30 protein-coding genes are annotated in these 20614 nt (G+C 54.6%); 15 read left to right on the forward strand and 15 right to left on the reverse strand.

The window, feature by feature from the left end; all coding sequences use genetic code 11:
• Positions 1 to 4: 4 nt before the first annotated feature.
• The 8 genes from Q8O96_RS24660 to Q8O96_RS24695 form a co-directional block, all read right to left on the reverse strand.
• Positions 5 to 568 (reverse strand): siphovirus Gp157 family protein, encoded by a 564-nt coding sequence (locus tag Q8O96_RS24660; protein ID WP_305949593.1) that lies wholly within the window; start codon positions 566 to 568, stop codon positions 5 to 7.
• Positions 565 to 1302 (reverse strand): hypothetical protein, encoded by a 738-nt coding sequence (locus tag Q8O96_RS24665; protein ID WP_283992232.1) that lies wholly within the window; start codon positions 1300 to 1302, stop codon positions 565 to 567. The genes Q8O96_RS24660 and Q8O96_RS24665 overlap by 4 nt, the downstream gene beginning before the upstream one ends.
• Positions 1303 to 1412: 110 nt before the next feature.
• Positions 1413 to 1589 (reverse strand): hypothetical protein, encoded by a 177-nt coding sequence (locus tag Q8O96_RS24670; protein WP_305949594.1) that lies wholly within the window; start codon positions 1587 to 1589, stop codon positions 1413 to 1415.
• A complete protein-coding gene (locus Q8O96_RS24675) occupies positions 1586 to 1786 on the reverse strand; it encodes a hypothetical protein (protein ID WP_041118604.1) in 201 nt (66 codons plus the stop codon). The genes Q8O96_RS24670 and Q8O96_RS24675 overlap by 4 nt, the downstream gene beginning before the upstream one ends.
• Positions 1783 to 1974, reverse strand: a complete 192-nt coding sequence (locus Q8O96_RS24680) for a hypothetical protein (RefSeq protein WP_041118603.1) — start codon at positions 1972 to 1974, stop codon at positions 1783 to 1785. The genes Q8O96_RS24675 and Q8O96_RS24680 overlap by 4 nt, the downstream gene beginning before the upstream one ends.
• The gene (locus Q8O96_RS24685) at positions 1971 to 2402 is read right to left on the reverse strand and encodes a hypothetical protein (protein ID WP_305949595.1); all 432 of its coding nucleotides are present in this window, start codon (positions 2400 to 2402) and stop codon (positions 1971 to 1973) included. The genes Q8O96_RS24680 and Q8O96_RS24685 overlap by 4 nt, the downstream gene beginning before the upstream one ends.
• 598 nt (positions 2403 to 3000) lie before the next feature.
• Positions 3001 to 3852: a ParB N-terminal domain-containing protein gene (locus tag Q8O96_RS24690; protein ID WP_305949596.1), complete on the reverse strand. Its 852-nt coding sequence runs from the start codon at positions 3850 to 3852 to the stop codon at positions 3001 to 3003.
• A gap of 489 nt (positions 3853 to 4341) precedes the next feature.
• Positions 4342 to 5178, reverse strand: coding sequence for a hypothetical protein (locus Q8O96_RS24695; protein WP_305949597.1), 837 nt, complete (start codon positions 5176 to 5178; stop codon positions 4342 to 4344).
• Between the two features lie 38 nt (positions 5179 to 5216).
• On the opposite strand from Q8O96_RS24695, the gene Q8O96_RS24700 reads away from it, so the two are divergent.
• A complete protein-coding gene (locus tag Q8O96_RS24700; protein ID WP_305949598.1) occupies positions 5217 to 5912 on the forward strand; it encodes a hypothetical protein in 696 nt (231 codons plus the stop codon).
• Positions 5913 to 5956: 44 nt separating this feature from the next.
• Here the strand turns inward: Q8O96_RS24700 and Q8O96_RS24705 are convergent, their stop codons facing one another.
• From Q8O96_RS24705 to Q8O96_RS24720, 4 genes are all read right to left on the reverse strand, one after another.
• Positions 5957 to 8164, reverse strand: a complete 2208-nt coding sequence (locus Q8O96_RS24705; protein ID WP_305949599.1) for a S8 family peptidase — start codon at positions 8162 to 8164, stop codon at positions 5957 to 5959.
• A gap of 4 nt (positions 8165 to 8168) precedes the next feature.
• The gene (locus Q8O96_RS24710; RefSeq protein WP_305949600.1) at positions 8169 to 9260 is read right to left on the reverse strand and encodes an AAA family ATPase; all 1092 of its coding nucleotides are present in this window, start codon (positions 9258 to 9260) and stop codon (positions 8169 to 8171) included.
• A 477-nt stretch (positions 9261 to 9737) separates the two neighbouring features.
• Positions 9738 to 10049, reverse strand: coding sequence for a hypothetical protein (locus Q8O96_RS24715; RefSeq protein ID WP_305949601.1), 312 nt, complete (start codon positions 10047 to 10049; stop codon positions 9738 to 9740).
• A gap of 37 nt (positions 10050 to 10086) precedes the next feature.
• Positions 10087 to 10932 (reverse strand): S24 family peptidase, encoded by an 846-nt coding sequence (locus tag Q8O96_RS24720; RefSeq protein WP_305949602.1) that lies wholly within the window; start codon positions 10930 to 10932, stop codon positions 10087 to 10089.
• Positions 10933 to 10956: 24 nt separating this feature from the next.
• Here Q8O96_RS24720 and Q8O96_RS24725 point away from each other — a divergent pair, with 24 nt between their 5' ends.
• The 11 genes from Q8O96_RS24725 (at position 10957) to Q8O96_RS24775 (ending at position 17920) form a co-directional block, all read left to right on the forward strand.
• The gene (locus Q8O96_RS24725; protein WP_102863188.1) at positions 10957 to 11169 is read left to right on the forward strand and encodes a YdaS family helix-turn-helix protein; all 213 of its coding nucleotides are present in this window, start codon (positions 10957 to 10959) and stop codon (positions 11167 to 11169) included.
• 53 nt (positions 11170 to 11222) lie between these two features.
• Complete coding sequence (locus tag Q8O96_RS24730) at positions 11223 to 11837, forward strand: hypothetical protein (protein ID WP_305949603.1); 615 nt, start codon at positions 11223 to 11225, stop codon at positions 11835 to 11837.
• Between the two features lie 65 nt (positions 11838 to 11902).
• Positions 11903 to 12673, forward strand: coding sequence for a phage antirepressor KilAC domain-containing protein (locus Q8O96_RS24735; protein WP_305949604.1), 771 nt, complete (start codon positions 11903 to 11905; stop codon positions 12671 to 12673).
• A gap of 1 nt (position 12674) precedes the next feature.
• The gene (locus Q8O96_RS24740) at positions 12675 to 13640 is read left to right on the forward strand and encodes a phage replication protein (RefSeq protein ID WP_305949605.1); all 966 of its coding nucleotides are present in this window, start codon (positions 12675 to 12677) and stop codon (positions 13638 to 13640) included.
• A complete protein-coding gene (locus Q8O96_RS24745) occupies positions 13630 to 14412 on the forward strand; it encodes a hypothetical protein (RefSeq protein WP_305949606.1) in 783 nt (260 codons plus the stop codon). The genes Q8O96_RS24740 and Q8O96_RS24745 overlap by 11 nt, the downstream gene beginning before the upstream one ends.
• Positions 14409 to 14924, forward strand: coding sequence for a hypothetical protein (locus Q8O96_RS24750; protein WP_053152086.1), 516 nt, complete (start codon positions 14409 to 14411; stop codon positions 14922 to 14924). Before Q8O96_RS24745 ends, Q8O96_RS24750 begins: the two co-directional genes overlap by 4 nt.
• A complete protein-coding gene (locus Q8O96_RS24755; protein ID WP_305949607.1) occupies positions 14921 to 15535 on the forward strand; it encodes a recombination protein NinG in 615 nt (204 codons plus the stop codon). The genes Q8O96_RS24750 and Q8O96_RS24755 overlap by 4 nt, the downstream gene beginning before the upstream one ends.
• Positions 15532 to 16218, forward strand: a complete 687-nt coding sequence (locus Q8O96_RS24760; protein ID WP_305949608.1) for a hypothetical protein — start codon at positions 15532 to 15534, stop codon at positions 16216 to 16218. Before Q8O96_RS24755 ends, Q8O96_RS24760 begins: the two co-directional genes overlap by 4 nt.
• Positions 16219 to 16566: 348 nt before the next feature.
• The gene (locus Q8O96_RS24765) at positions 16567 to 16908 is read left to right on the forward strand and encodes a hypothetical protein (protein WP_241109389.1); all 342 of its coding nucleotides are present in this window, start codon (positions 16567 to 16569) and stop codon (positions 16906 to 16908) included.
• Positions 16909 to 17013: 105 nt separating this feature from the next.
• Positions 17014 to 17346, forward strand: coding sequence for a hypothetical protein (locus Q8O96_RS24770; protein WP_305949609.1), 333 nt, complete (start codon positions 17014 to 17016; stop codon positions 17344 to 17346).
• A 373-nt stretch (positions 17347 to 17719) separates the two neighbouring features.
• Positions 17720 to 17920 carry a hypothetical protein gene (locus Q8O96_RS24775; protein ID WP_305949610.1) on the forward strand — a complete coding sequence of 67 codons (201 nt, stop codon included), beginning with the start codon at positions 17720 to 17722 and terminating at the stop codon, positions 17918 to 17920.
• 3 nt (positions 17921 to 17923) lie between these two features.
• Here the strand turns inward: Q8O96_RS24775 and Q8O96_RS24780 are convergent, their stop codons facing one another.
• Entirely contained in the window at positions 17924 to 18331 is a 408-nt protein-coding gene (locus tag Q8O96_RS24780; RefSeq protein ID WP_305949611.1) for a hypothetical protein, read from the reverse strand.
• Here Q8O96_RS24780 and Q8O96_RS24785 point away from each other — a divergent pair.
• Both Q8O96_RS24785 and Q8O96_RS24790 read left to right on the forward strand, forming a co-directional pair.
• The gene (locus Q8O96_RS24785; RefSeq protein ID WP_022639557.1) at positions 18330 to 18659 is read left to right on the forward strand and encodes a hypothetical protein; all 330 of its coding nucleotides are present in this window, start codon (positions 18330 to 18332) and stop codon (positions 18657 to 18659) included. The two genes, Q8O96_RS24780 and Q8O96_RS24785, sit on opposite strands and share 2 nt — an antisense overlap.
• Complete coding sequence (locus tag Q8O96_RS24790) at positions 18656 to 19000, forward strand: hypothetical protein (protein WP_305949612.1); 345 nt, start codon at positions 18656 to 18658, stop codon at positions 18998 to 19000. Before Q8O96_RS24785 ends, Q8O96_RS24790 begins: the two co-directional genes overlap by 4 nt.
• 48 nt (positions 19001 to 19048) lie before the next feature.
• Here Q8O96_RS24790 and Q8O96_RS24795 read toward each other — a convergent pair whose 3' ends face one another.
• Together Q8O96_RS24795 and Q8O96_RS24800 are read right to left on the reverse strand one after the other, a co-directional pair.
• Positions 19049 to 19483 carry a hypothetical protein gene (locus Q8O96_RS24795; protein WP_305949613.1) on the reverse strand — a complete coding sequence of 145 codons (435 nt, stop codon included), beginning with the start codon at positions 19481 to 19483 and terminating at the stop codon, positions 19049 to 19051.
• Positions 19484 to 19703: 220 nt separating this feature from the next.
• Entirely contained in the window at positions 19704 to 19901 is a 198-nt protein-coding gene (locus Q8O96_RS24800; RefSeq protein WP_305949614.1) for a hypothetical protein, read from the reverse strand.
• Between the two features lie 73 nt (positions 19902 to 19974).
• Between Q8O96_RS24800 and Q8O96_RS24805 the strand changes: the two genes are divergently transcribed.
• Entirely contained in the window at positions 19975 to 20598 is a 624-nt protein-coding gene (locus tag Q8O96_RS24805; RefSeq protein WP_305949615.1) for a putative metallopeptidase, read from the forward strand.
• Positions 20599 to 20614 lie beyond the last annotated feature (16 nt).

The raw sequence follows: 20614 nt of genomic DNA on the forward strand, positions 1-20614 counted from the left end.
TACCTCACTTGATGCGAATTGAGCTTTCGCCGCGCTCCAGGTGGGCCCAGGATGGTTCCGAAAATAGCTCGTGCTCGCAGTCTTCGCCGGCATCCATGCGCTTGCGTACCGCGGCGTTATGCTCGCGGATTTCCTTAAGCTTGGCGGCGATGGCGCGCTTGTCTGGTGAGAACACGGTCTTCGTGGCGAGGAAGTCGTACGGGATGTCATCTTCCTTGTCGACGATCACCTTCTCCGGCGCCAGAGCCAGGGTGATGGTGAACAGGGGGCGCTTGATCGACTTGATGTCGGCGGCCTCCATGTTGCTGCGCAGATACTCATCGAGCTTGCCGACTGTGTTCTCTCTGACGCGTTTTAGCTCATTCAGACGATCGACCTCCTTGTTGATGGCATCGATGTCGCCCTGGATGTTGCGGCACAACATGACGACGTTCTCGGCCTTCACTTCGAATTCGCCCTGGATGCCGTCCATGGTGTCCTGAATGGCGTGGCGCAATCCTTCGTCGTCGGTATCCGCCAGGGCCGCGAGCTCGGCCATCTGACCGGTCAAAGCGTAGAGCTGAGTCATGCTGCTTCCTCCTTGGCTGCGGCATCTGTAAGGCGCTTCCATTCCAGCGAAATGCGCTCGGCGCCCTTGGTGTCTTTGCGTGTGGTGAGTTTGCGGACGGCAACATCGTGGATTTTTTTCAGCTCCTGGGCCGACTGAGCGCCACCCATGGTTTCGATCACTGACTTGAGGTAATCCAGGCGCTCTTGCTGCTGGCGGTCGATCTCTTCCTGCTTGTCTTCTGCCTTGGCGATCGCGACCTCATCGCGCACCGTCTCGACATAAGCAGCGTCATCGAACAACCCCATGTGGATGTCTGCGGCAAATCCGAGCGGCTGGAGGCATTTGCCGATGGCGTCCGTGAGCGACTTCTTAGCCGCTTCCCAGTCGGTGATGATCTTGCCTTGCTGTAGGAGAACGAACGGTGTGTGTCCGTAGTGCGTCACAGTGCATTTCTGTCCGCCTTCGCCCTGGTACCAAAGCTCAATCCTCACGGTGTGGACTTTTGCGTTGATGAGGGGCGCGGTGGGCCATTCCTTGGTTGGTGCTTGCAAAGGACCGCCCTCGTCGAATCGTTCTTCAAGGATGGTCCATCCCCAGCCTTCACCACATGGGCCGAAAACTTCGGTGGCTTTGCGCATCAGATAGGTCGGCTTGATGGCTGTACCCTTGAAGCCGCCCATTCCGGTGAAGCTCTTTGTGGCACTCGGATCGGTCGTGTTGACTTGATCCCAGATCCGCGTATTCGTGGACATGAGTTTCTCCCGCGCCATCCTTGCGGGGCGCTGTGAAATTTGGTGAGGGGATGCAGCGAGGATCTATCTCAGATAGACGTGGGCGAACCAGACGATTGCGATAACGGAGATCATGGCGACTCCTCCAGTGATAACAGGCGCTCGCCCAAGGTGATCTTGGCGTTGGCCTGCTCCTTCTTGATGCCGGTGGCCTGGGCCACTTCGGAAAGGGACAGGCCTTCGCGGCGGAGTTTCGCGCAGCGGATCGCCAACTGCTGGCCGCGCTTGTGTGCGCCGGCGCCGCTCATTGCCGCTGCTCCAGTTGGGCCACGCGATAGCGCAGAACCTGCAGCACCCGACCGCGGTAACCTGGCTCCGCATACTGTTCAACTGGCGGACCGAAGAAGCCTCGGCGCTCGGCCAGGCTGTAGGCATCGCGCAGGTTGTGGGCAGTGATGTCTTCCAGTTGCTCCTCGATGAGCGACTTGACTGGGGAAGTGGTCATTCTGCCTCCTTGCGCCGGTGACAGGCTTCCATCAGGCGCTTGCAGTAGTGGGTGAATTCGTCGGTGGTGATCGCCCCGTCAGTGAAGAGGCGAGTGATCAGGCCTTGTACCAGGACATCGATATCGGACTGGCTGTTGGGATCGGCAACGCCTTCGAGGGCTTGGTCGATGAGAATGTGAGGACTCAAAACCCGCACTCCTGCTCTAAGCGTGCCTGCTCCTGCTCGAAGGCTACGGCGGCCTCTGCGTGGGGCTTCAATAGCTCGAGCGCGATGTCCTTCAAGGCTGACTTCTTACCAAGCAGGTACACCGCCAGATCCATCAGGAGCCCCGAGCTGCGAAAACCCATGGCATTGATAACCAGTTGGCCGAAGGCGTCTTGCTGGTCCTCACCGTCAATCTGACGCTGGTTTAGATGGTCCTGCACCGCCCTTGCAAAGTCGGCCTGGGTGACCTCGCCGCGCTCTGAAGGCTGGTAGCCCCAAGAGATCCGGTAACCCATCAGCAGGCGCTCGGCGTTTGCCTCAAGCCATTCCGATTCGGCCAGGTCGTCCTCGCTTACCGGTGGCGGCATGCGGTTGTCGTATTCGAGCTGTGCCTTGCGTAGTGCTGACATGATTGCCTCCAGAGTGGCGGGTACTGGTCCAACAAAACTCGGATGCACTCATCCGCTCCGCTGGTTGCCGATGGGCGCGTAGGGGAGTGCATTCGGGATTAGTCGGGGAAGGGTAAAAGTAAAAAGGACTGCTAAATTTCAGGAAGCTCTAAAAGAAAAGGAGGTCAACATGAGTTGGTCAGATAGCAGTCGTAAAGCGACATGCAGGGATTGTGGTCACGAAGGTGTGCAGGTCAGCAGCTCGGATGACTTTGGTAGAACAGAAGAGCACTGGCAGGGCTTCGATACAGTTCCAGCAAGCGATTATGAGTATTATCGAGGGCGATCCGAGGCTCGAGTTCCCGTGTGCAAATGCGGAAGCAAGAACATCATTATCGGTGGTCCTACTCAGGCTTAGATAAATGGTGCCGCATCGGGGTGTGATCTGGCCGGGGCTCAACCGGCATTTGGCGGAAGGGGTAGCCCTGTAGGCCGACCGGTTGGCGCATCCGCTGCCCGAGGCTTGGCCTCAGATCACACCCCGATGCGCTCTCATAGAGAGGATCGGGCAGTTAACGACAGGCTGTCGTGGCGCTGGTTGTTCTATGCAATTGAATTGTTAAGCAGCTTCGCTAACCGCTCGCTGGAGCTTGAGGAGTAGTGCTGTGGGAAGGCTGATCTCTGGCCCTGAACTATCAAGGTAACCATCGGGTAATGCTTTGAAGATTTCCTGTGCTGCTGCTTGGATGGCCTCGAGCCGCTGACGCGGTGTTGTCGGTCCGCGCATCGATCTTGCGGTTACCTTTGACTTACCGGTGGCCTTGGCCTTTTGCAGCTCGCCGCCGAGCACCTTGCCCGCATCCTCGCCATGCTGACGCACAACCTGGACAGCCGTTGTCGCAGAGACCTGGCCAGACGCAACCAACTGCTGAACGTCTGTATTGGCGTTGCCTAAGGTCATCACCTGTTCAACGTGCTGCCTAGTCTTGCCGATCTTCTTGGCGATCTGGTCTGGCGTCCATCCAAATGCGGTAAGTCGTTTGTAGCCGTCGGCCAGCTCTAAAGGGGAGAGCTTCTTTCCCTCCTGGCTGGTGATGACACGAGCCACACGCTCCGCATCGTTGCCCTCGAAAGGGACAATGGGAATCCATGCTTCCAGGCGCTCAGGATCGTCCTTGCTCGGTACTCTCGGTAACCGTCCGGCCTGATCCAGTTTGAGGTAGGCGCGACGGCGACGGTGGCCGTCGACAACCCACATGCCGCCATCAGCGCGAGGCCGAACTTCCAATGCGGGAATCTGGCCGCCGGCGAAGATGAACTCCGCCAGCGCATCGATGCTCTCTTCCAGCTCGTTGCCTTCAGCGCGAAGGTTGAAACCAGGTTCCTCATGGAGATCTTCCAGGCGGGCCTTCATCGCATCGGCGCGCTTCAGATCACCATCCTTGATCATTTGTTTGAATGACTTGGCCATGCAATTAATTTCCGAGTGGTTGTCATCCCAAGCAGCCCTCGCGAGAAGGCTGCTCAGTGATGCTTTCCATCTTTATCGCGCCTCCTACCGGGTCATTCGCCAGTTCGGTCAACACCTCGTCCGCCGTCGCAGTTCTGCGCGTTGGTAGCCTTTCGGGGCTATCGGATCGCCGGTCGCCAGTAGTGGCAGTGCGATTTTGTTCACCTGACTTTCTCTCGCCCCACAGGTGTGGCCGGGGCTGACCTCCCAGCGAATCGCCGGGTAATCGTTAATGGCGCAGGTTGTTAAAGAGCGGCGCGGCTTTCGCTGCTGGGCCGGTGTTGCGTTGGCTTGAGGTAAATTTACCATTTGGAAATTACCTGTCAATGAGTATTGGTAAATAATTTGGTAAACATTTTGATGCTGATGGTAAATGCCTGATGCCACTTGCTTTTCTCTGAGTACAAAAAAAGCCCGCGCTAGGCGGGCTTGAATTAAGTTTGGCTGGTGTTATCTCGATGGGGATGGGGAGGCCCATCGCTTGAGGGTCCAATAGTTGAATTTGCCTAGATCAGGATTCTTCGAGTACTCGGACGCCCGCTTTATACCGATCTGCATGAGATCGTCGCGCACCTGCAGTACCGTCCATGCAATATCTGCTTCTCCATCCCTCCGGAAAAAACAGTATTTGTCAGCAGTGATTTCTGCCCAAGCCGAGTACTCAGCTCGATTGTAATGATCCTGCGCACGCTCAAAATCAGACAAAGACATGCAGCCGAATGCGCCAGAGCCAAGAATCACCTGTTCATCAGCCTTTGGTTCGTAGGCTTTTTTCTGAGGCTGGTTGATGGCGACCGGGGCAGCTTTGGTTAGGTGGTAAACAGCCGCGCTAATGATTACGCAGATAAGGGCGAAGCACAGGTATTTGAATTCGATGCTGGACTTCTTAAGGGAACTCGGATCGTTGGGACCCGCCGCTACGGCTGCTGGGATAGTCGGGGCTTCCAGTAATGGATGGTCGGGCCTGCCTACATCTGCAGCAACGTCAACCCCGCAGTGTCTGCACTTGATGGCGGCATTCTTGATGGTTTCCGCACAGGCGGGGCAGGGGCGGGTATCAGTTGCAGTTGTTGCCGACGGGGCAGAGCCTCTACCGCCTAGCAGCACCATAAGCAGGCCGGCGAGGGTGATCATCCCGCCGACAATAGTATGCAGCTGACGGTCAGCCATAAGCCCCAAGTTGTTCACTCTGCCGCCAGATCCAGTAGCGACAGACACGTCCATGCTCAGTGCGAACACAGCCCAGCAAATGCCCACCACCAGGGCAAGCGTCCCAATTCCTTTCATTGGACTACTCCTCAAATAGATCTGGGACTTTACCATCCATGGCGCTCACCCTCTATTGGCGGGAAGCATTGCGTCTTCAATCCTCCTGCTCTGGTAAAGTCACACTGCCATTACGAAGGGATAAGACCATGAAGGGAATTGCTGTTATTTTTCTTGCAGGTGCGATGTTGAGCGGGTGCACAGGATCCGTCTGGAAGGCTACCGGCACAACCGATGAATTCACCGATAAAACCACCATGATGGTCACTACGGGGAACTTCACTGCCGGCAGCTCCGTTGTGACTAGCTCGCTTAAGTTTTATCCGGTCGTGCGCAAGGAGGGTGGAGAAATCTACGTAGGCCTGATGTCTGGCGGAAGATTCAAGATTCCAGTTGGAACCGTGCAGATACGTATCGATCAGAATGAAGCGTGGACGATTACTCCCCAGGAAACACCGATGGGATTAGTGCCTGCCTCGCCAGAGGTTGCACTCGGGCTGCCGGCAGAACAGGCTGAGCTGATCAAAAAGACCCAGGCCCAGGCAATGGAGAACGTCTACAAGATGATGAGTCCCTACACCATTACCGGCGGAGACAAGGCCAAGTCGATTTTGAAACAGATGCTTGCAGGTCAGGTTCTGAAGTTCAGGACGGTCGGCATCAACCAGGCAGCGTCCACAACTGGCGAGGTTGTACTGGACGAATCGCTTGCTCAATCGCTCAGGCTGATTGGCATTGACCCAAAAGCGCTATAGCAGATACAAAAAGCCCGGCGCTGGGCCGGGCATAATTGAAGTGGTTACAAACTAATCTGAATATCTTGATCGATCACCGCGCTTTCAATGTCTGTGGCTAATGCTCGCACGGCTGAATCATAGACGGAGTCATTTTTGTCAGCCGATCTTAACGTAAGGACAAACGAGACTTTCTGAGGAGGGAGTTCTGAATGGTGATTTATATCAAACTGATATAGGTCCCTCGCGAAAATTCTAGCGTTTAGTCTCATTGTGGTGCCAGATATAGCAGTACCTGTATGGGTTTTAAAATGGTTTCTGACAGGGCTCCATTTAGCGAGATCAGACCTTGCGCTTGCTTCTTTCTCCTTGTGTTCTTTCATCGGGCCTGCAATGTTGATTATCCCCCCCTTTTCGGATTTTGCTTGAAGGGCAGTTTGAACTCTTGATGAAAAATAATTTTCACCGACCATGTCGGAAACCAAAGGCTCCAAAACTGCAGTTAGGACCACAGTCCCAATAAATTTACCGTTTTTTATAAACTCCGGAGGAATTGGGATATCATTCCAGTAATACCAGTTGCCAGGTTTTAACTCAGAAGACCACGCCATGGTGATATCCCCCGGTGGGCAGTGCCAAGGAAGCTTGTCTTCCTCCCAAGGGGTTCCCCAGCCTAGGTCGTTACTGTGCGATGATAATTCCGCTCTGTTAATAAGAAGCGCCCTTACTAGGTCGGGAGTGGCGTTTTTTATGTTAGAAAAAGTATGTGCCGCAAGTGATGATACGAGTGGGGCGCTAAAACTAGTGCCGATTTCGCTGCTCCCACCAAGCACCCTAAGCTCTGAGTACCAAGCCAAGTCAGGTTTTTTCATACCCGAAGGTGCAGGGCCTTTGAGGCTGTGCAGGCACTTTGCTCCAGGCTTGTTTGTAAGTGCGTTGAACTGCCTTCCGCCAATTGACAGCGATGCTTCACAGTCAGCCGGCGGACACAGAATACCGTTGGCAGGGTTGTGATTGTGGTTTCCAGCAGAAATTACTGGAAGAATATTGTGCTTTCTAGCTAGCTTGCTCAGTTTATGTCCAAGCAAACTGACCTCTTCATTTGAGGTTAAGGATGCAACAGTGTTAAATGATAAGTTCCATACCTTGGAGTGTCCCGCGGTTTTTTGGGCTACGTCCTCTAAGTATCTTAAAAGCTGGTTGTGGTTTGGCGTTTTGGGGACGCTATCTTTACATATAACTTGGGCTGAGATGTAAGTGCAGTCAAGTTTCGGCAGCGCTCGCTGATTGTTCCAGGCGTGAGCGTGGCAAACTAAAGAGGCTACTTTGTTTCCGTGAATTAAGTTGGCATGGTTATTACTTACAAGTGGTATTAAGCTTATTTTTTCAAGATGAAGGTAACTTTGCGCATTTACTCCGCCGTCAATAATTACTACCGTTGGAGAGTCTGTAGGCACCTTTTTAGGTGATGGCTCTGACCCTGTGCCAGGATTATGAGAAACCTTGATCTGTGGAGCTGGTTCGATTCGATAAACTGCTCCCGATGAGACTAGCTTTTGAAATGCATTCTTAGAGGAAAACTGTAAAGAGAATGCGGCGTTCCCTCTATCCATATAGGTTTCTATGAGTTCATCGACTGCGCTGTAAGTCATGATGTCAGCGCTAGGTGGGCTGTCATACTCCGGATGCCCAAAAATATATTTTTCATCTTCTAGCATTTTTTTAATTTTTAGGGCTAGCGCTTTACGCGCAGATGCATTTTTAAAAGGTTTTAACCATATGTTGGCGGATCCTGCTTCGCTAACCTCTGACCATAGCTCTTCAGAGCTAAAGCCTCTAAAAGTTTCCGCTTCATCGAAAACATCAATTTTTGAAATTCTAGATATGTCTACTTGGTCTTTGATGTTTTTTGAGCTTATTATATGTTTGCGTAAGTCTTTTAGTTTTTCTCGACTTATTTCGATGATAAAGCCTTTATATCCTGGAGAGATAAGTCTGCAACCAGTTCTCGAGTCGAATAGGTCGGTTGGGGTCCAGGTAGGAGATAAGGCATCATCATCCATTTTTGCTATCAGGTGTGTAACGCCAGAAAAAGTTACATTGTTCAAGTCGCGGGTTTCGATGTTTTGTACTTGTTTGGAAAGACGCTCTCTCTTCTCCTGTAAACTTTCTTTTTTTATTCCGTTGGCGTTTTTTCCGCCGCCAGTAACCCCCTTGGGAGTGGGCTTCTTGAGATAGGTTAGAATTGGGTTAATGGTCGGCGGTGGAGGCATCTAGCTAGTCCTTTAGATACGTAGATAAAGTTTGGCGACTAACTTTTACTAAAGTTAGTATCTCGGTTTGGTTGAGGTGGTACGTCCTGTGCAGCAAATTGCATATTGCTTTCTTGTCATTCGCATCAGTTTCAATCTGCGGTTGAAGAACATCTTTTGCAACTTGGTGAAGGTCGATTGCCGAGTCGTAAATTACGGCGTGCCGGCGAGCCGCTAAAGAGATCGACTCTATATCCGCGCCGCTGAGCTTTGGAGAGATTTTTGCAAGAGCGGTTACCGCGCAGGACTCTCCACTATCACTAAAAAGAAAGTGGTTCCATAGGTGTTTTCGGAGATCCTCATCAGGCGTATGAAAATTCATTCTGTAAGGAAAACGACGCCAGATCGCCCTATCTAGTAGCTCGGGGTGATTGGTAGCGGCAATAACGACCGCCCGATCGTCAAGCGAGTCAATTGACTGGATAAGCGTGTTGACGACTCGCTTTAGTTCGCCGAGCTCATGATTGTCATTTCTGAGTTTCGCAATAGCATCAAACTCATCCAGAAATATTATGCCGTTCTTCTGAGGTATAAAATCGAATACGCTGCGAATGTTTTTTGCTGTGTCTCCTAACAAAGAAGACATAAGTGAATCTAGGCGGACTACATATAATGGCATGGATAAAGCTGCGGCGATGTGGCCAGCCACTAGCGTCTTTCCTGTTCCGGGAGGACCCGCCATGAGCAGATTCATGCGCCCTGACAAGCCATGCTTTGCCAGCAGGTCGTATTTCTTAGCGCTTGCGATGAACGAATCGAAGGTATGTTTCAGCGCATCATCAAGAAAAATTGGGGATGTCGGCCAATTTAGCTCTTCAACAAGCGCGCCTCTAGATTTCGGGTCGACAGGGAGGGATTCCGAATATCCTGCAGCGCGAAGCGGAACGCCATTGCGCTTGGTTGCAAGCTTTATACGCTTACTGACTTCCGGCGAGGCTGTCATGCAGTCTTTTGCGATCTTATTACAGACCTGCCTAACAACCGTGTAATCGGCGTTAAGGGCTCCCTCTATCAGGCCCAAAAGATCATTTTCTGCAACAGCTATATTTTGCGACATTTGACAAAAAACCTTAAAATTTGTGTCGAATGTCTAATTTTTTTTGGTTTTCGTCAAGGTTAATTCGATTTTTGTAATGTATTCGAGCATGCTTCTGTCTTCTGCGCGCTCCTTCCATCTTCACCTAATCCGCATACCCTGCCAGCTTCTCCTCGGTTTCCTGGAAGCATAGGGCGATCTTGATCAGAGCGTTGGCGCCTTGCTCATCCGCGCCGGCCTAAAGCATCCAGCCCCGCCAGACCAACCGCTGGCTCAAGTTTCCCTACATAGCCCCAAACACCAGCCTGGCTGCCCATAGAAATGGCTCAACGTCATTAGCTCAAGTACGACAACCATCACACAGAAGGCTACAAACCCCCGCGTGAAGACGCGGCGAGGCTTTTCATAAGGCTGGTAATTGCTAAGCGAGCTGAAAAGGTTGCCTACGAACTCTAGGAACTCCATCAGATTTTCACCTGGGTTACGCAATGAGTTGAGTCATCGATCGTACCGCTTGCCGCCTGTAGATAGCAGATAAAGCCAATCTGAGTAGGGCAGGCGGGCGATGATCTTGGTTTTCTCAACGACTGCGGCCATTGTCATCCCGCGACACAGCAAGCTCACCCCACCTTGGATGCGCTCGCACATAGCGTCTGGGCTGTCTACGAAATTGGTCTTATTCAGGCGGAGCATTACCACCGTGCGCCCCTCGGGTACTGCACCTATTGGCGGCACGATGAAAATCGTGATCTGGGTGTAGATGGCAATTGCAATCAGAGCGACGAGCCCAGCGATTACTAGCTTTTTCATGGAGTCCATTCCGTTTTTTCTGGATTTCGATTGCCTGTCAGCGAGCAAACATTCCCCACCAGAACACATGGCCCAGGATCGAAATTTGTTGCTCTTGGGCTTCGGCGAAGGTGTAGTCCTCATCCGGGTGTTCGTCGCGGTTGAAGCTTCGCAGACGCAAACCAGTGGGCAGGCGATAGACCTGCTTCACGCGCAGTTGGCCGTTGTGATTGATCGCGTAGAGGTCGCCATCGACGATATCGCCAAGCGAGTTCTTGCCGGTGTTCACGCCTACCGTGGCGCCATCGCGCAGCACAGGGAACATGCTGTTGCCGCGGGCGATCACGCATTTGGCATTATCGAACTGCACGTTGTTGCGGCGCAGATCGCTCTTGAAGAAGCGCAGCTTGGCGGTGTCGCTTTCCTCGATCACAAACCGGCCAGAGCCGGCTGCCAACTCCACTTCGCGCAGGAATGGGACGTAGACCTCGTCGTCTGGGAGTGGGGTTGTGTCGTCCCAAGTCTCGATGGGTGGCAGTGGGATTTCGACTTGAAGCCTGGGTTTTGCGGCACCAGACACTGATGCTACTGATAGCTCGCCTTCGCTCAATGGGAGGTCAAGCGATCCTGGCGTAAGCCCGCATTTCAACTCGAAGTCGCGCGCCATCTTCTCCCCGATGTTTCGGAGATGCTCAGCTTTCTCGGTGAAAAGCCGGGAGATGTATGAAGGTTGCTTGTCCACCTTGGCGGCGAAATCAGCGTCCTTCCCACCAAAGTCACGGTCAATGACCTGGCGAACTCTGGCTCTGCGTATGTCTTTGATTTCCATTTCCCCATTAGAACCTTTATTTCCCTTTGGGGAAATTACCTTTACTTGGTAAACATTTATGGTAAATTCACGCATAAATGAACCAGAAGGTAAATTCACATGGACTTCCCCACGTACGCAAAGCAGCTTCCGCGCGGCGGAAGAAAACGTCTCGCCATCAGCCTCGGCATTCCGGCGAGCTACCTCTCTCGTTTGATCTCTGGTGACCGCTCCATCACTGCCGAGCGAGCCATTGAAATTGAACACGCAACAGGCGGAAAGGTGACTCGGCAAGAGTGCCTTCCGGATATCCAGTGGAAGAACGCTTCGTAGGTTCGACCCGTCACGCCAATCCGTTGAAGCCAGATTAGAAGAGAGCAGTCCCCATGGAAACGTCCAGTCCAAGACATAGCGCCCGAACCCGTGACCAAGTGCTGGTGGCGCATGCGGCAAACCAGATCGCCCGAACCAGCTTGAGCCAGGACGATTTCGCGCAATCGTTGAGCCGTGAGCTGCACCTGTCGATTCCTGAGCGCGCCAAGAAGAAGGACGTTCCAGACTTCAATTCGCCAGAACTGACCGGTGACGTGAGCGAGTTTGTAAGGGCGACCGGTCGCTGGCTGAAGCGTGTACAGCGCTGGCTCTCCGGGGATCAGGAAATGCCGTCTTGGCTGGAGGAGTCTTGGGTAAACGCTCTGGAGCCTGAGTTTCGCGACAACTGCATCAATGAGCTTGCCGGCCGCCATGGGCTGATCGGCGCGCGCCAGATGCAGAGCGACCAATGCGCCAACAAAAGCTTCGGTGCGTTGATCCGTGCGCTGGGCGATGTGATCGATACCGGCAGCGAAGTCTTTGACGACCAGGTGATGTGCGAAGAGGACCTGCCGCATCTTCCGGCGTTCGCCGAGCAATGCCGCCAGGTTGAAGCGCGGGCTGGGGAGCTTGGCCGGAAGGCTGAAGCACTGATCGCAAAACACCGACCGAATTTGAAGCTTGCCTAAATCCCAGGCACAAAAAAGCCGGGATTGCGCCCCGGCTGATTCATTACCACTTGAGGAGGCCGATTATGCAGAGCCAACCCAATTCGAGCAATACCCCTAACAATCTCGCGCCACGTTTTCCGCAATCTGAAAACGTGGCGCGGACAGTTTCAATGTCCAGCCTTGAGCTGGTCGACTTCATCAATGGTCAGCGCCTTCCGGATGATCCTGTTTTGGATCATGCCGACTTCATGAAGAAGGTGCCTCGCGTACTGAAAAAAGATGCCGGAAACTTTTCCGACATCTACCTGGACTCGATGAACCGCAAGCAGAAGTGCTATCGCTTTCCAAAGCGCGAGTCCTGCCTGATGGCAATGTCCTACAGCTACGAGCTGCAGGCTGCTGTCTACGATCACATGACCGACCTGGAAGAAAAGGGGAGGGGGCGCGTCATCGCAGCTCTCCCTGACTTTTCCAATCCGGCCGCTGCAGCCCGCGCTTGGGCCGAGCAGTTCGAGCTCCACCAGGCTGCCAGCCAGGCCCTGGCCATTGCCGCTCCAAAAGTCGAGTTTGTGGATCGCTATGTCGAGGCCACTGGGCTCAAGGGCTTTCGTCAAACAGCCAAGCTGCTTGGGGCCAATGAGGCCCGCTTCCGCGAGTTCTTGCTCGACAAGAAAATCATGTACCGCATGGGCGGCGAATGGCAGGCGCACGCCCAGCACATCAATGCCGGCCGCTTCGAAGTAAAGACCGATACCGCGGAAAACGGTCACGCCTTCAACCAGATCAAATTCACTCCTAAGGGCGTCAACTGGGTTGCCGGGCTGTGGGCGCAGTACAAGCAGGCCGAGGCCTGACATGCAATTCACCATCACGATCAACCAGGTGAAGGCGCTCGAGTGGGGGCTGAACTCTCAGCAGGCCCTGCTGTTCGCTTTTATCTACGGCTGCCCGAGCTGGACCAAGCCGGTCAAGACTGACGATGGGATCTTCTACGCGTTGAGCAAGGCCAAGATCATCGAGGAGTTGCCGCTTCTCACCGACAAGCCAGACACTGCCTATCGCATGCTGAAGGCCCTGGACGAGGCTGGTTTAATCGAGCTTTCCAGCACTTCCAACATCACGCTTTTCCGGCTGACCGAAAAGGCCGTCGAGTGGAATCAGAAGCTCGATGGGTCGGAAAAATATCCGACCCCAGCAGAAAACAAAGGTCGGAAAAAAATCCGATCCACCTCGGATAAATCTCCGAGCAAGGTCGGAAAAAAATCCGAGCAAGGGTCGGAAAAAAATCCGACAAATCAGGATACCAATCATCAGGGTACTAATCAGGATACCAGTCAGGACTTGCACGGCGGCTCCGAGGAGCCAGCCGCATCCGGTGGATTGGTGGTGCTTGATCGCATCGAAGTGCCCCGAGTTGAAATTCCCGCTGACATGCCGGGCCCGAAAGACCAGACCTGCAAAACCTTCAAGGCCTGGGCGAACTACGCCATGGCCTACCGCAAGCGCTACAGCACTTGGCCGGTGTGGAATGCCAAGGTCGGTGGCCAGCTCGGCCAACTGGTCGACCGCCTCGGCGCCGATGTCGCCCACCACGTCGCGGCTCACTTCCTGAAGAACAGCGATGCCGGAGTCGTACGCAAGTGCCACAGCCTCAACGAGCTGCTGGTCAACGCCGAGAGCTATCACACCCAGTGGGTCACCAATCGCCAGATGAGCGGGGCTACAGCCCGGCAGATCGAGCAGACCCAAACCAACTTCAGCGCTGCCGAGCAGGCCCTTGAAGCGCTCCGAGCCAAGAAGGCTGCAGCCCATGCTGAATGACGCACAGCAAGAACGATTGCTCCTGTCCCTGTTTGCCACTGCCGAGGTGATGGGGCAGCAGCTCACCCAGGCTGCAGCACTGCTAATGGTCGAGGACCTGCGCGAATACACAGAGCCTGTACTTACCGCAGCGCTTCGCAGCTGCCGTATCGAGGGCGGCCGCCTCACGGTTGCATCGATCCTGAAGCATGCCCAGTCGGCAGATGGGCGCCCGGGAAAGGATGAGGCTTGGGCCATCGCCATGACCACGAACGACGAGTTCGAAACCGTGGTGCTGACCGACGAAATTCAGCTGGCCCTGGCCGCGGCGAAACCCATCTTGGATGGCGGCGACAAAATCGGCGCACGTATGGCGTTCATCGACGCCTACCAGCGGTTCGTGGGCCAGGCCCGCGAGGATGCGAAGCCAGTCAACTGGCACGTATCAGTAGGCTTCGACGCCAACCGTCGCATCCAGGCTGTGACCAAAGCGATGGAGCTGAAACGCATCCCGCGCGAACACGCCCAGAAGTACCTGGCGGACCTGAGTGTCGAGCCGATCACCGAGGATGGTCGGGCTATCGCGGGTTTGCTCACCGGCACAGTCACCCGGCCGGAGCCGGCGCTTCGCCAGAAACTGGAGCTCGTGAAAAGCTCGATGCTGGAGATGCGCAAAGCCGGTGCAGAGCAGAAGGACGAGATACGGCTTGCAGCGGCCAATGAGTTGGCTGATCGCCGGGCCCTGCTGATCAAGCAGGCGCAGGAACTGGAAGCGAAGAGGGCGGCGCAATGACCAAGCCAGCCAAGCCCCGCCCAATGCCCGTGTACCTGATTCTTCGCCGTCTGGTAGATCCTGCCACTGGCAAGGAAGTTGCCGCGTTCGTGCCGTCCTCAGACGCCGACCGGTCAATCCTTCGCGAGCGGGATTTTCGAATCAATACGAAGATCCGCGCCGAGCTGAAGCAGCCGCGCAACCCACGATTCAACGGCTTGGTCCATGGCCTGGGCCGGGTGCTGAGCCAGAACATCGACCGCTTCTCTGGCAAGCAGTCCCACGACGCGATCAAGGCTCTGCAGCTGGAGTCGGGCGTGTACTGCGACGAGGAGCTGTTCGACATCCCCGGCCTGGGTCAGCTCACCCGCAAGACGCCGCGCAGCCTTTCCTACGACTCGATGGGAGAGGAGGTGTTCCAAGACTTCTGGCGCCAGTGCTGCGCGTACCTGGTGCTGAATGACTGGCCGTCGCTTACGGAAGAGCGCTTGACCGAAATGGCTGAGTTCGAAGCATTCAAGGAGGCCGCGTGAAGCGCACCCCACTACAGCGCAAAACCCCGCTCACGTCCGTCGGCAAGCGTCGCAAGCGCTGTCCATCTTGCCGGGTGATGTTCACACCTGCACGCGCCTCCCAGGCCGTATGTGGAGAAATCGAGTGCGCCATCGCTCATGGCCAGTCAGAGAGGGGGCAGGCAAGCGCCCGGAAAGCTCTGGCTGATGTTGAGCGCCAGGAGATCAAGGTCCGAAAGGAAAGACTGAAGAGCCGGGCAGATCACCTGCGAGAAGCCCAGGCCGTTTTCAACGAATGGGTACGCCTGCGCGACGCTGATCTCCCTTGCGTCAGCTGCGGGCGGCACCATGACGGCCAGTACCACGCAGGCCATTACCGCACCGTAGGCGCGAACCCAGAAATCCGCTTCGAGCCCTTGAACGTCTGGAAGCAGTGCGCCCCATGTAACACGCACCTATCCGGCAACTTGGTGAACTACCGGCTTTCGCTCCTGGAGAGAATCGGCGCCGAGAAGCTGGATTGGCTGGAAGGTCCGCATCCCGCATGCAAGCACACCATCGAAGAGATCAAGGCCATCAAGGCCGACTACCGCGAAAAGATCAAAGAACTGAAGAAGGGGATCGCAGCATGAAGCTGATCAACGCAAGGCAGGTATGGACAGAGGCACAGCACGAATCGAACGCGTCGATCAGTGCTGTTGCAATAGAGCGGGCCGAGTCGGCACCGGTTAAGACTGGCGGACGTATCGGCAAGCGCGAGGCGCAGTTCCCGGCGCTGGGCAGTGACAAAGGGGAAGAGGCTGCGCGCTTCTCGGTTCCGGGGCAGCGGATCAGCATTAGCGAGACGCGCCGCACGCCGATTGGTCAGTCCACAGCCCGCGCTGCGCACCTGGCCACGATCGGCAAGGTACTACGCGCCATCGACACGCTGCCGTTCCAGGTACAGCAGTTCGGGCACTACCTGTACCACCCGGCGATGAACATGCGGCACCTGCTGAATGCAGTGCTGCTGATTACCGCCAAGGCAGCGTTGCCCGATCTGACATCAGCCAAGCGCGTGAAGGCTCAATACTTGGTGACCCTGGCCCTGCAGTCCTACAAGGGGGAGGCTCATGGTGCGGCAGAGTGGGGGCCGGCCCGGGTCGCCTCCGAGATGAAGGAGTTCTTCGGTGTCACTATCGAGCCTAAGCATTGGAATCGTGACTGGCTCGCCTTATGGGAATCACTGAAAGAAGTGATTAAAGAAGTGGATATTCAGGCTCAACAGCCTATATGGCAGGTGATTCATTCGGAGAATGATGAAAGGGCGGCATAAAAATATTGACATGGTGGGGTTTTATGCGTACTTTTCCCATAGTGCACAAGTAACGCGAAACGCACACGAAACCCTGAGCCCGGCCAAGCGCCGGGTTTTTTATTACTCCGATTTCAGCAGAATGATTTTTGTAGGGGCGGGCTGTAGTATGAAAAATACTGTTTGCATGTACAGTATTTTGCTGAGATAGTAATTTCACTCCTCGGGTGTATCAGAAGCGAAACCTACCGCGTTGCTGGTGTTTACTTTCTCGACTCGTGTGAAGGCCTTGAGCCTCGAGCAATCGCCTTTGAGCGACATGAGTGCGGAAATCTCCGCAATCACTTACTCGACTCAAAGGTGAAAATCATGGAACCAGTAACACTTGGCCAGAAGTTCATTTCTGCCAACGTCACACGGAAACAACAGCTTATTGCACCGTCTGCGAACGTTAATGGAATCATTCTGCGTACTACTCAGATCGTAGGCAGTAGCCTCTCGTTTATTTCGACCGGTACAGCTGAGCCTTCTTATTGGAGTGGTCCTGGTGTCCCGGTGCTGTTGATGGCGTGGTCAAGTTCAGAGACACTCCCAAATCCAGTCTATCTACCTCCTGGTAACGGCCTCTGGGCTTATGAGAATAATGGCCAACTTCTGGTCTTTATTACTTATGATGTGTTGCCCGCGCCCAGCGCCCAAAACGTGGACTAGTTTCCATAAGGCAGTCACTGAAAGCCAAGAGCTTCAACCCATCGCCTTTGAGCGACATGAAAGCGGAATTTCCCGCAACTAATCATTCCATTCAAAGGTGGCAAAATGAACGCAGTAACTATGGGTAAGCACTTCACTACACTGCACCCGAACGGGATTGTGGAGATTGTATCGGCAGCACAAAACACTGGTGGTCTGATCATCCAGACCGGTCTGATCGCCCCCTCGAACGGTACCGTTGATCTATATGTAGGGCCGACCGGTTCTTCCCTTGCCGATTCAGCAATCATCTTCTCCGCCAACGGTTCTCGTATCACGAATAGCAACTCGGAGGTTGTTATGCCGTACCCGATTCGTATCCCTGCGGGCAAAGCGCTGTGGACGTACTCGTCTACTCCGGGTGGCGCAATCGCATTGACTTGGGACTTGCTGGCTTAACGGTGCCTCCTGATCCATAAGCCTGGATGAAATAGAAAAGCCCGGACCTGTACCGGGCTTTTTTGTGCCTCTGAGGAAAGCCACTACCGAAGTGGACGTTTTCTCGGATGTCTTTCGGGTTACCTGCAGCCAGGGCAGCCTCACGGAAAGCCTGGACACTGATAAGCCGGCAAGTGCAGTGCAACGGAAAAACACCGGCAGCCCGCGCACCCTTACCTCACCATTGCTGTCAGGGTGGCGCGAGACTGGATCAGCGAGATCGATGCAAAGGGGCGTTGACGCTGTGATGGTCTTTGGCGGACAGATCGGAAAGACGATCGCACCTATTCAGGCCCTGGCATCCGCTGGGGCTTTTTCATTTCTGGAGCACAGCATGAAGAGCGAATACCGCCAAGCTGTTGAGTCGGTGATTGCGCAGGAGTCCAAGCTGGCTGAGGTAGCTAAGCTACACGCCGACGCTGTTGCTCGCGAGAAGCAACTTGCTGAGGCATTGCGATCCAACCAAGAGACGCTTGAACGCTACGAGGCGCGCGCGGCCGAGCTGGAATCGCAAATCTTGCAATTGCCGGCCTAGCAGTCAGAACCCAAGGTATGAGTCAAGCACTGAAGGCCATTCCAAGGCACCCTTTGTAGCCTTCTCTTTGTTGGTGATATCGATAACAACCATCATGTCTTTCGTGGAGTTGAAGTCGCTGCCGATATACAGGGCTGAACAAAGCGCTTCGGCAGTCGTATCGAGCTTGAAGCAGTAGAACGATGTCGTTTCGTCCCAGTGGCTGTAGCTGGTTAGTTCGTTGATTTTCTTTACGAACGAGTCATACCTTTCACTGCGAGTGTCATCAGATTTGAATTTGAAGGTGACGATAAAACTTGCCATGGTTCCATCCATTGTCGCGATTGTAGGATTCTCGACGATAGCACGGAGCCATATGCCCGCCACTGAGCGGGCTTTTTTCTTTCTCATGCCCCACGGAGTCGAGCGCATGGAGTTTCTGTACCGCCTGCTCGACAGGCTTGATACGTGGTTTACCGCAGGATTGGTCGGTGCGTTCGCCGCGAGCTGGTGGCACCGCGACGACCTGGTCGACCGGAAGGCCTGGGCGGTCTTCATCTTTTCGGGTGCGGTCTGCGCCCATTACCTGACCGGACTGGTGAGCGCTTACCTGGGAGTGGTAGAGCCCCGCAGTGTTGCTGGTATCGGTTTTCTGCTCGGCACCTTCGGCGGCTCGTTGATCGCTGCCATTACCCGGGCAATCAAAGCTGCTGACCTTTGGGCGTTCATTCGTTCGAAGTTCGGGGGAGGTGGCACATGATCCTGGAGCATGTTGCAACGTGGTCGGCTGGCTTGATTGCGCTATGGGCGACCTGGTGCTGCTTGAGCGGTAAGGTGCGCGACGGCGTACTGGGGAAGTTGATCTACGCGACTATCGCGCTGAGCGGCTACGCGCTCCTGGTGCGCAACGACAGGCTGATCATGTCCCAGTCGGTCGCAGAGGCGACCTTGTACGCTTCCCTGGCCCTGGCCGGCGTTCGGCACGTCTTCATGGTCACGTATTGGCAGCGGGTGAAGGTCTGGCTGTGCCGGGCGCTGAACTGCGAGCATTGCCTGCGCTGTGATAAGGCGCCGGGCGGGATCGACCGTCGAGCCCAGTAAGCCGCGACACGTTTCGCGAATCAAAAAATAGTGCCGCGACTGATGTGCTTAGATCCCGAGCATCGTTGTTGTTGCGCAATGGCTGAAGTCGTATTCGCTCACTGCAGTTTGTTTGCTTCCCCATAAGTGAGGAAGGCCATCAGCAATTTTGCGGCTTGTGAGCACCGGTACGGTTTTTAGGCCGTTGTTTACTAAGGCGGTGGTCCTGTGTCGGCCATCACAAAAACGAACGTGTGGCTTTACATTGAAATAGATGATCGGAAGCTCCAGGGGTATCGGAGGCACTCGCCTCAAAAATGCGCGACAGTCTGCAAGCTTGAACAGGTCAGGGCCGTCCCAAAGGTCGGATTTGTAGTGATTTTCTGCGACCTCATTCGCTTTAGCTGCATCCAAAATCAAAATCACTTCTTCGTCATCAGGATCGATTCCCGGAGAGATGGTGTGAAGGGGAAGGCGATTCTGGTCTGTTACTTGGATGGGCACGTTGCGGTTCCTTTTCGTAGGTGAACCCCATTAATTCAAAATAGGGATACTAACAATACGGGGGCAACCTTCCTCATTTTCAAGTGAAGCTCAAAAAAATATCTATATAACGCTTCATTGCCACTCTGGTTCTTGATCGAATCGCTCGATGTTGGGTGTTGGCATGCGATGGTTTCCAGTTAAGCCGAGGTGTGCCGCAGGTGAGTGCGGCACGGATTGATCACTCAGCTTTGACCTTCAGTGCTTCTTGGATCTGGTCTGCGTATTGCTTGAGATTATTGAACTCTGCGGCCAGATCAACTGGCGTGGAGCTGCTTGCGCGGGCCGCAATTATTTCGAGTGCAGCAGCCACTGCATGAGTACGACGCCCAGTGCTTGCCGTTCCAGCCAGCACTCCGTGCTTTCCTACCTCTGACATGCTGCTCTCCAAGCGATTGGTTGATTTTAACCAATACCTGTAGCACGTAACTATTTCAAGTTCGAGGTGACCCGTGGATAGGCCATACCCTCCATCGTCGCTGCTTGAACTGTCCGAGCTATCCGACTTTGGTGTCCGCTTGGTTCCAGCTCCTGAAGTGTGGGAATGGCTCCAGGCCGAGATCCTTTCCGACGCCGGCAGAATTCACAACGAAGACCATGCCCACCTACTGGATGCAGACATCCGGGTTATGTGGGCATCGTCGAGCTTCGAGAAACAGGGCCGGATAGTCCTAGGCCAGGCCGAGCAGGTAGCGTTCCGCGCTGGAGGTTGGCAGAAGGCCCGGATGGAGCAACAGATGCGTGATTGGTTCGGCGATGTGCCGGCCTTCATCATCACACTGGCTGCTGACTACTGCGCTCAGTGCTCAGACGCTGACTTCTGCGCGCTCATTGAGCATGAGCTCTACCACATTGCCCAGGCGACCGATAAGTACGGTCAGCCAGCCTTCACCCAGGAAGGCGCACCCAAGCTGAAGTTGCGCGGCCATGACGTCGAGGAGTTCGTCGGTGTGGTCCGCCGCTATGGTGCGAGCCCTGACGTTCAGGCCCTGGTAGACGCTGCAAACAATCCTGCTGAGGTGGGGAAATTGAACATATCGAGGGCCTGCGGAACCTGTCTGCTCAAGTCGGCCTGATTCTTGACAGGCTCTA

Origin of the sequence: Pseudomonas sp. LPH60, from assembly GCF_030718165.1 — a bacterium.
GTDB lineage: Bacteria > Pseudomonadota > Gammaproteobacteria > Pseudomonadales > Pseudomonadaceae > Aquipseudomonas > Aquipseudomonas danubii.

Coding starts and splice junctions, on each gene's coding strand:
- Q8O96_RS24660 (WP_305949593.1), bottom strand. CDS start 568: ATGACTCAGCTCTACGCTTTGACCGGTCAGATGGCCGAGCTCGCGGCC.
- Q8O96_RS24665 (WP_283992232.1), bottom strand. CDS start 1,302: ATGTCCACGAATACGCGGATCTGGGATCAAGTCAACACGACCGATCCG.
- Q8O96_RS24670 (WP_305949594.1), bottom strand. CDS start 1,589: ATGAGCGGCGCCGGCGCACACAAGCGCGGCCAGCAGTTGGCGATCCGC.
- Q8O96_RS24675 (WP_041118604.1), bottom strand. CDS start 1,786: ATGACCACTTCCCCAGTCAAGTCGCTCATCGAGGAGCAACTGGAAGAC.
- Q8O96_RS24685 (WP_305949595.1), bottom strand. CDS start 2,402: ATGTCAGCACTACGCAAGGCACAGCTCGAATACGACAACCGCATGCCG.
- Q8O96_RS24690 (WP_305949596.1), bottom strand. CDS start 3,852: ATGGCCAAGTCATTCAAACAAATGATCAAGGATGGTGATCTGAAGCGC.
- Q8O96_RS24695 (WP_305949597.1), bottom strand. CDS start 5,178: ATGAAAGGAATTGGGACGCTTGCCCTGGTGGTGGGCATTTGCTGGGCT.
- Q8O96_RS24700 (WP_305949598.1), top strand. CDS start 5,217: ATGGCGCTCACCCTCTATTGGCGGGAAGCATTGCGTCTTCAATCCTCC.
- Q8O96_RS24705 (WP_305949599.1), bottom strand. CDS start 8,164: ATGCCTCCACCGCCGACCATTAACCCAATTCTAACCTATCTCAAGAAG.
- Q8O96_RS24710 (WP_305949600.1), bottom strand. CDS start 9,260: ATGTCGCAAAATATAGCTGTTGCAGAAAATGATCTTTTGGGCCTGATA.
- Q8O96_RS24715 (WP_305949601.1), bottom strand. CDS start 10,049: ATGAAAAAGCTAGTAATCGCTGGGCTCGTCGCTCTGATTGCAATTGCC.
- Q8O96_RS24720 (WP_305949602.1), bottom strand. CDS start 10,932: ATGCGTGAATTTACCATAAATGTTTACCAAGTAAAGGTAATTTCCCCA.
- Q8O96_RS24725 (WP_102863188.1), top strand. CDS start 10,957: ATGGACTTCCCCACGTACGCAAAGCAGCTTCCGCGCGGCGGAAGAAAA.
- Q8O96_RS24730 (WP_305949603.1), top strand. CDS start 11,223: ATGGAAACGTCCAGTCCAAGACATAGCGCCCGAACCCGTGACCAAGTG.
- Q8O96_RS24735 (WP_305949604.1), top strand. CDS start 11,903: ATGCAGAGCCAACCCAATTCGAGCAATACCCCTAACAATCTCGCGCCA.
- Q8O96_RS24740 (WP_305949605.1), top strand. CDS start 12,675: ATGCAATTCACCATCACGATCAACCAGGTGAAGGCGCTCGAGTGGGGG.
- Q8O96_RS24745 (WP_305949606.1), top strand. CDS start 13,630: ATGCTGAATGACGCACAGCAAGAACGATTGCTCCTGTCCCTGTTTGCC.
- Q8O96_RS24750 (WP_053152086.1), top strand. CDS start 14,409: ATGACCAAGCCAGCCAAGCCCCGCCCAATGCCCGTGTACCTGATTCTT.
- Q8O96_RS24760 (WP_305949608.1), top strand. CDS start 15,532: ATGAAGCTGATCAACGCAAGGCAGGTATGGACAGAGGCACAGCACGAA.
- Q8O96_RS24765 (WP_241109389.1), top strand. CDS start 16,567: ATGGAACCAGTAACACTTGGCCAGAAGTTCATTTCTGCCAACGTCACA.
- Q8O96_RS24770 (WP_305949609.1), top strand. CDS start 17,014: ATGAACGCAGTAACTATGGGTAAGCACTTCACTACACTGCACCCGAAC.
- Q8O96_RS24775 (WP_305949610.1), top strand. CDS start 17,720: ATGAAGAGCGAATACCGCCAAGCTGTTGAGTCGGTGATTGCGCAGGAG.
- Q8O96_RS24785 (WP_022639557.1), top strand. CDS start 18,330: ATGGAGTTTCTGTACCGCCTGCTCGACAGGCTTGATACGTGGTTTACC.
- Q8O96_RS24780 (WP_305949611.1), bottom strand. CDS start 18,331: ATGCGCTCGACTCCGTGGGGCATGAGAAAGAAAAAAGCCCGCTCAGTG.
- Q8O96_RS24790 (WP_305949612.1), top strand. CDS start 18,656: ATGATCCTGGAGCATGTTGCAACGTGGTCGGCTGGCTTGATTGCGCTA.
- Q8O96_RS24800 (WP_305949614.1), bottom strand. CDS start 19,901: ATGTCAGAGGTAGGAAAGCACGGAGTGCTGGCTGGAACGGCAAGCACT.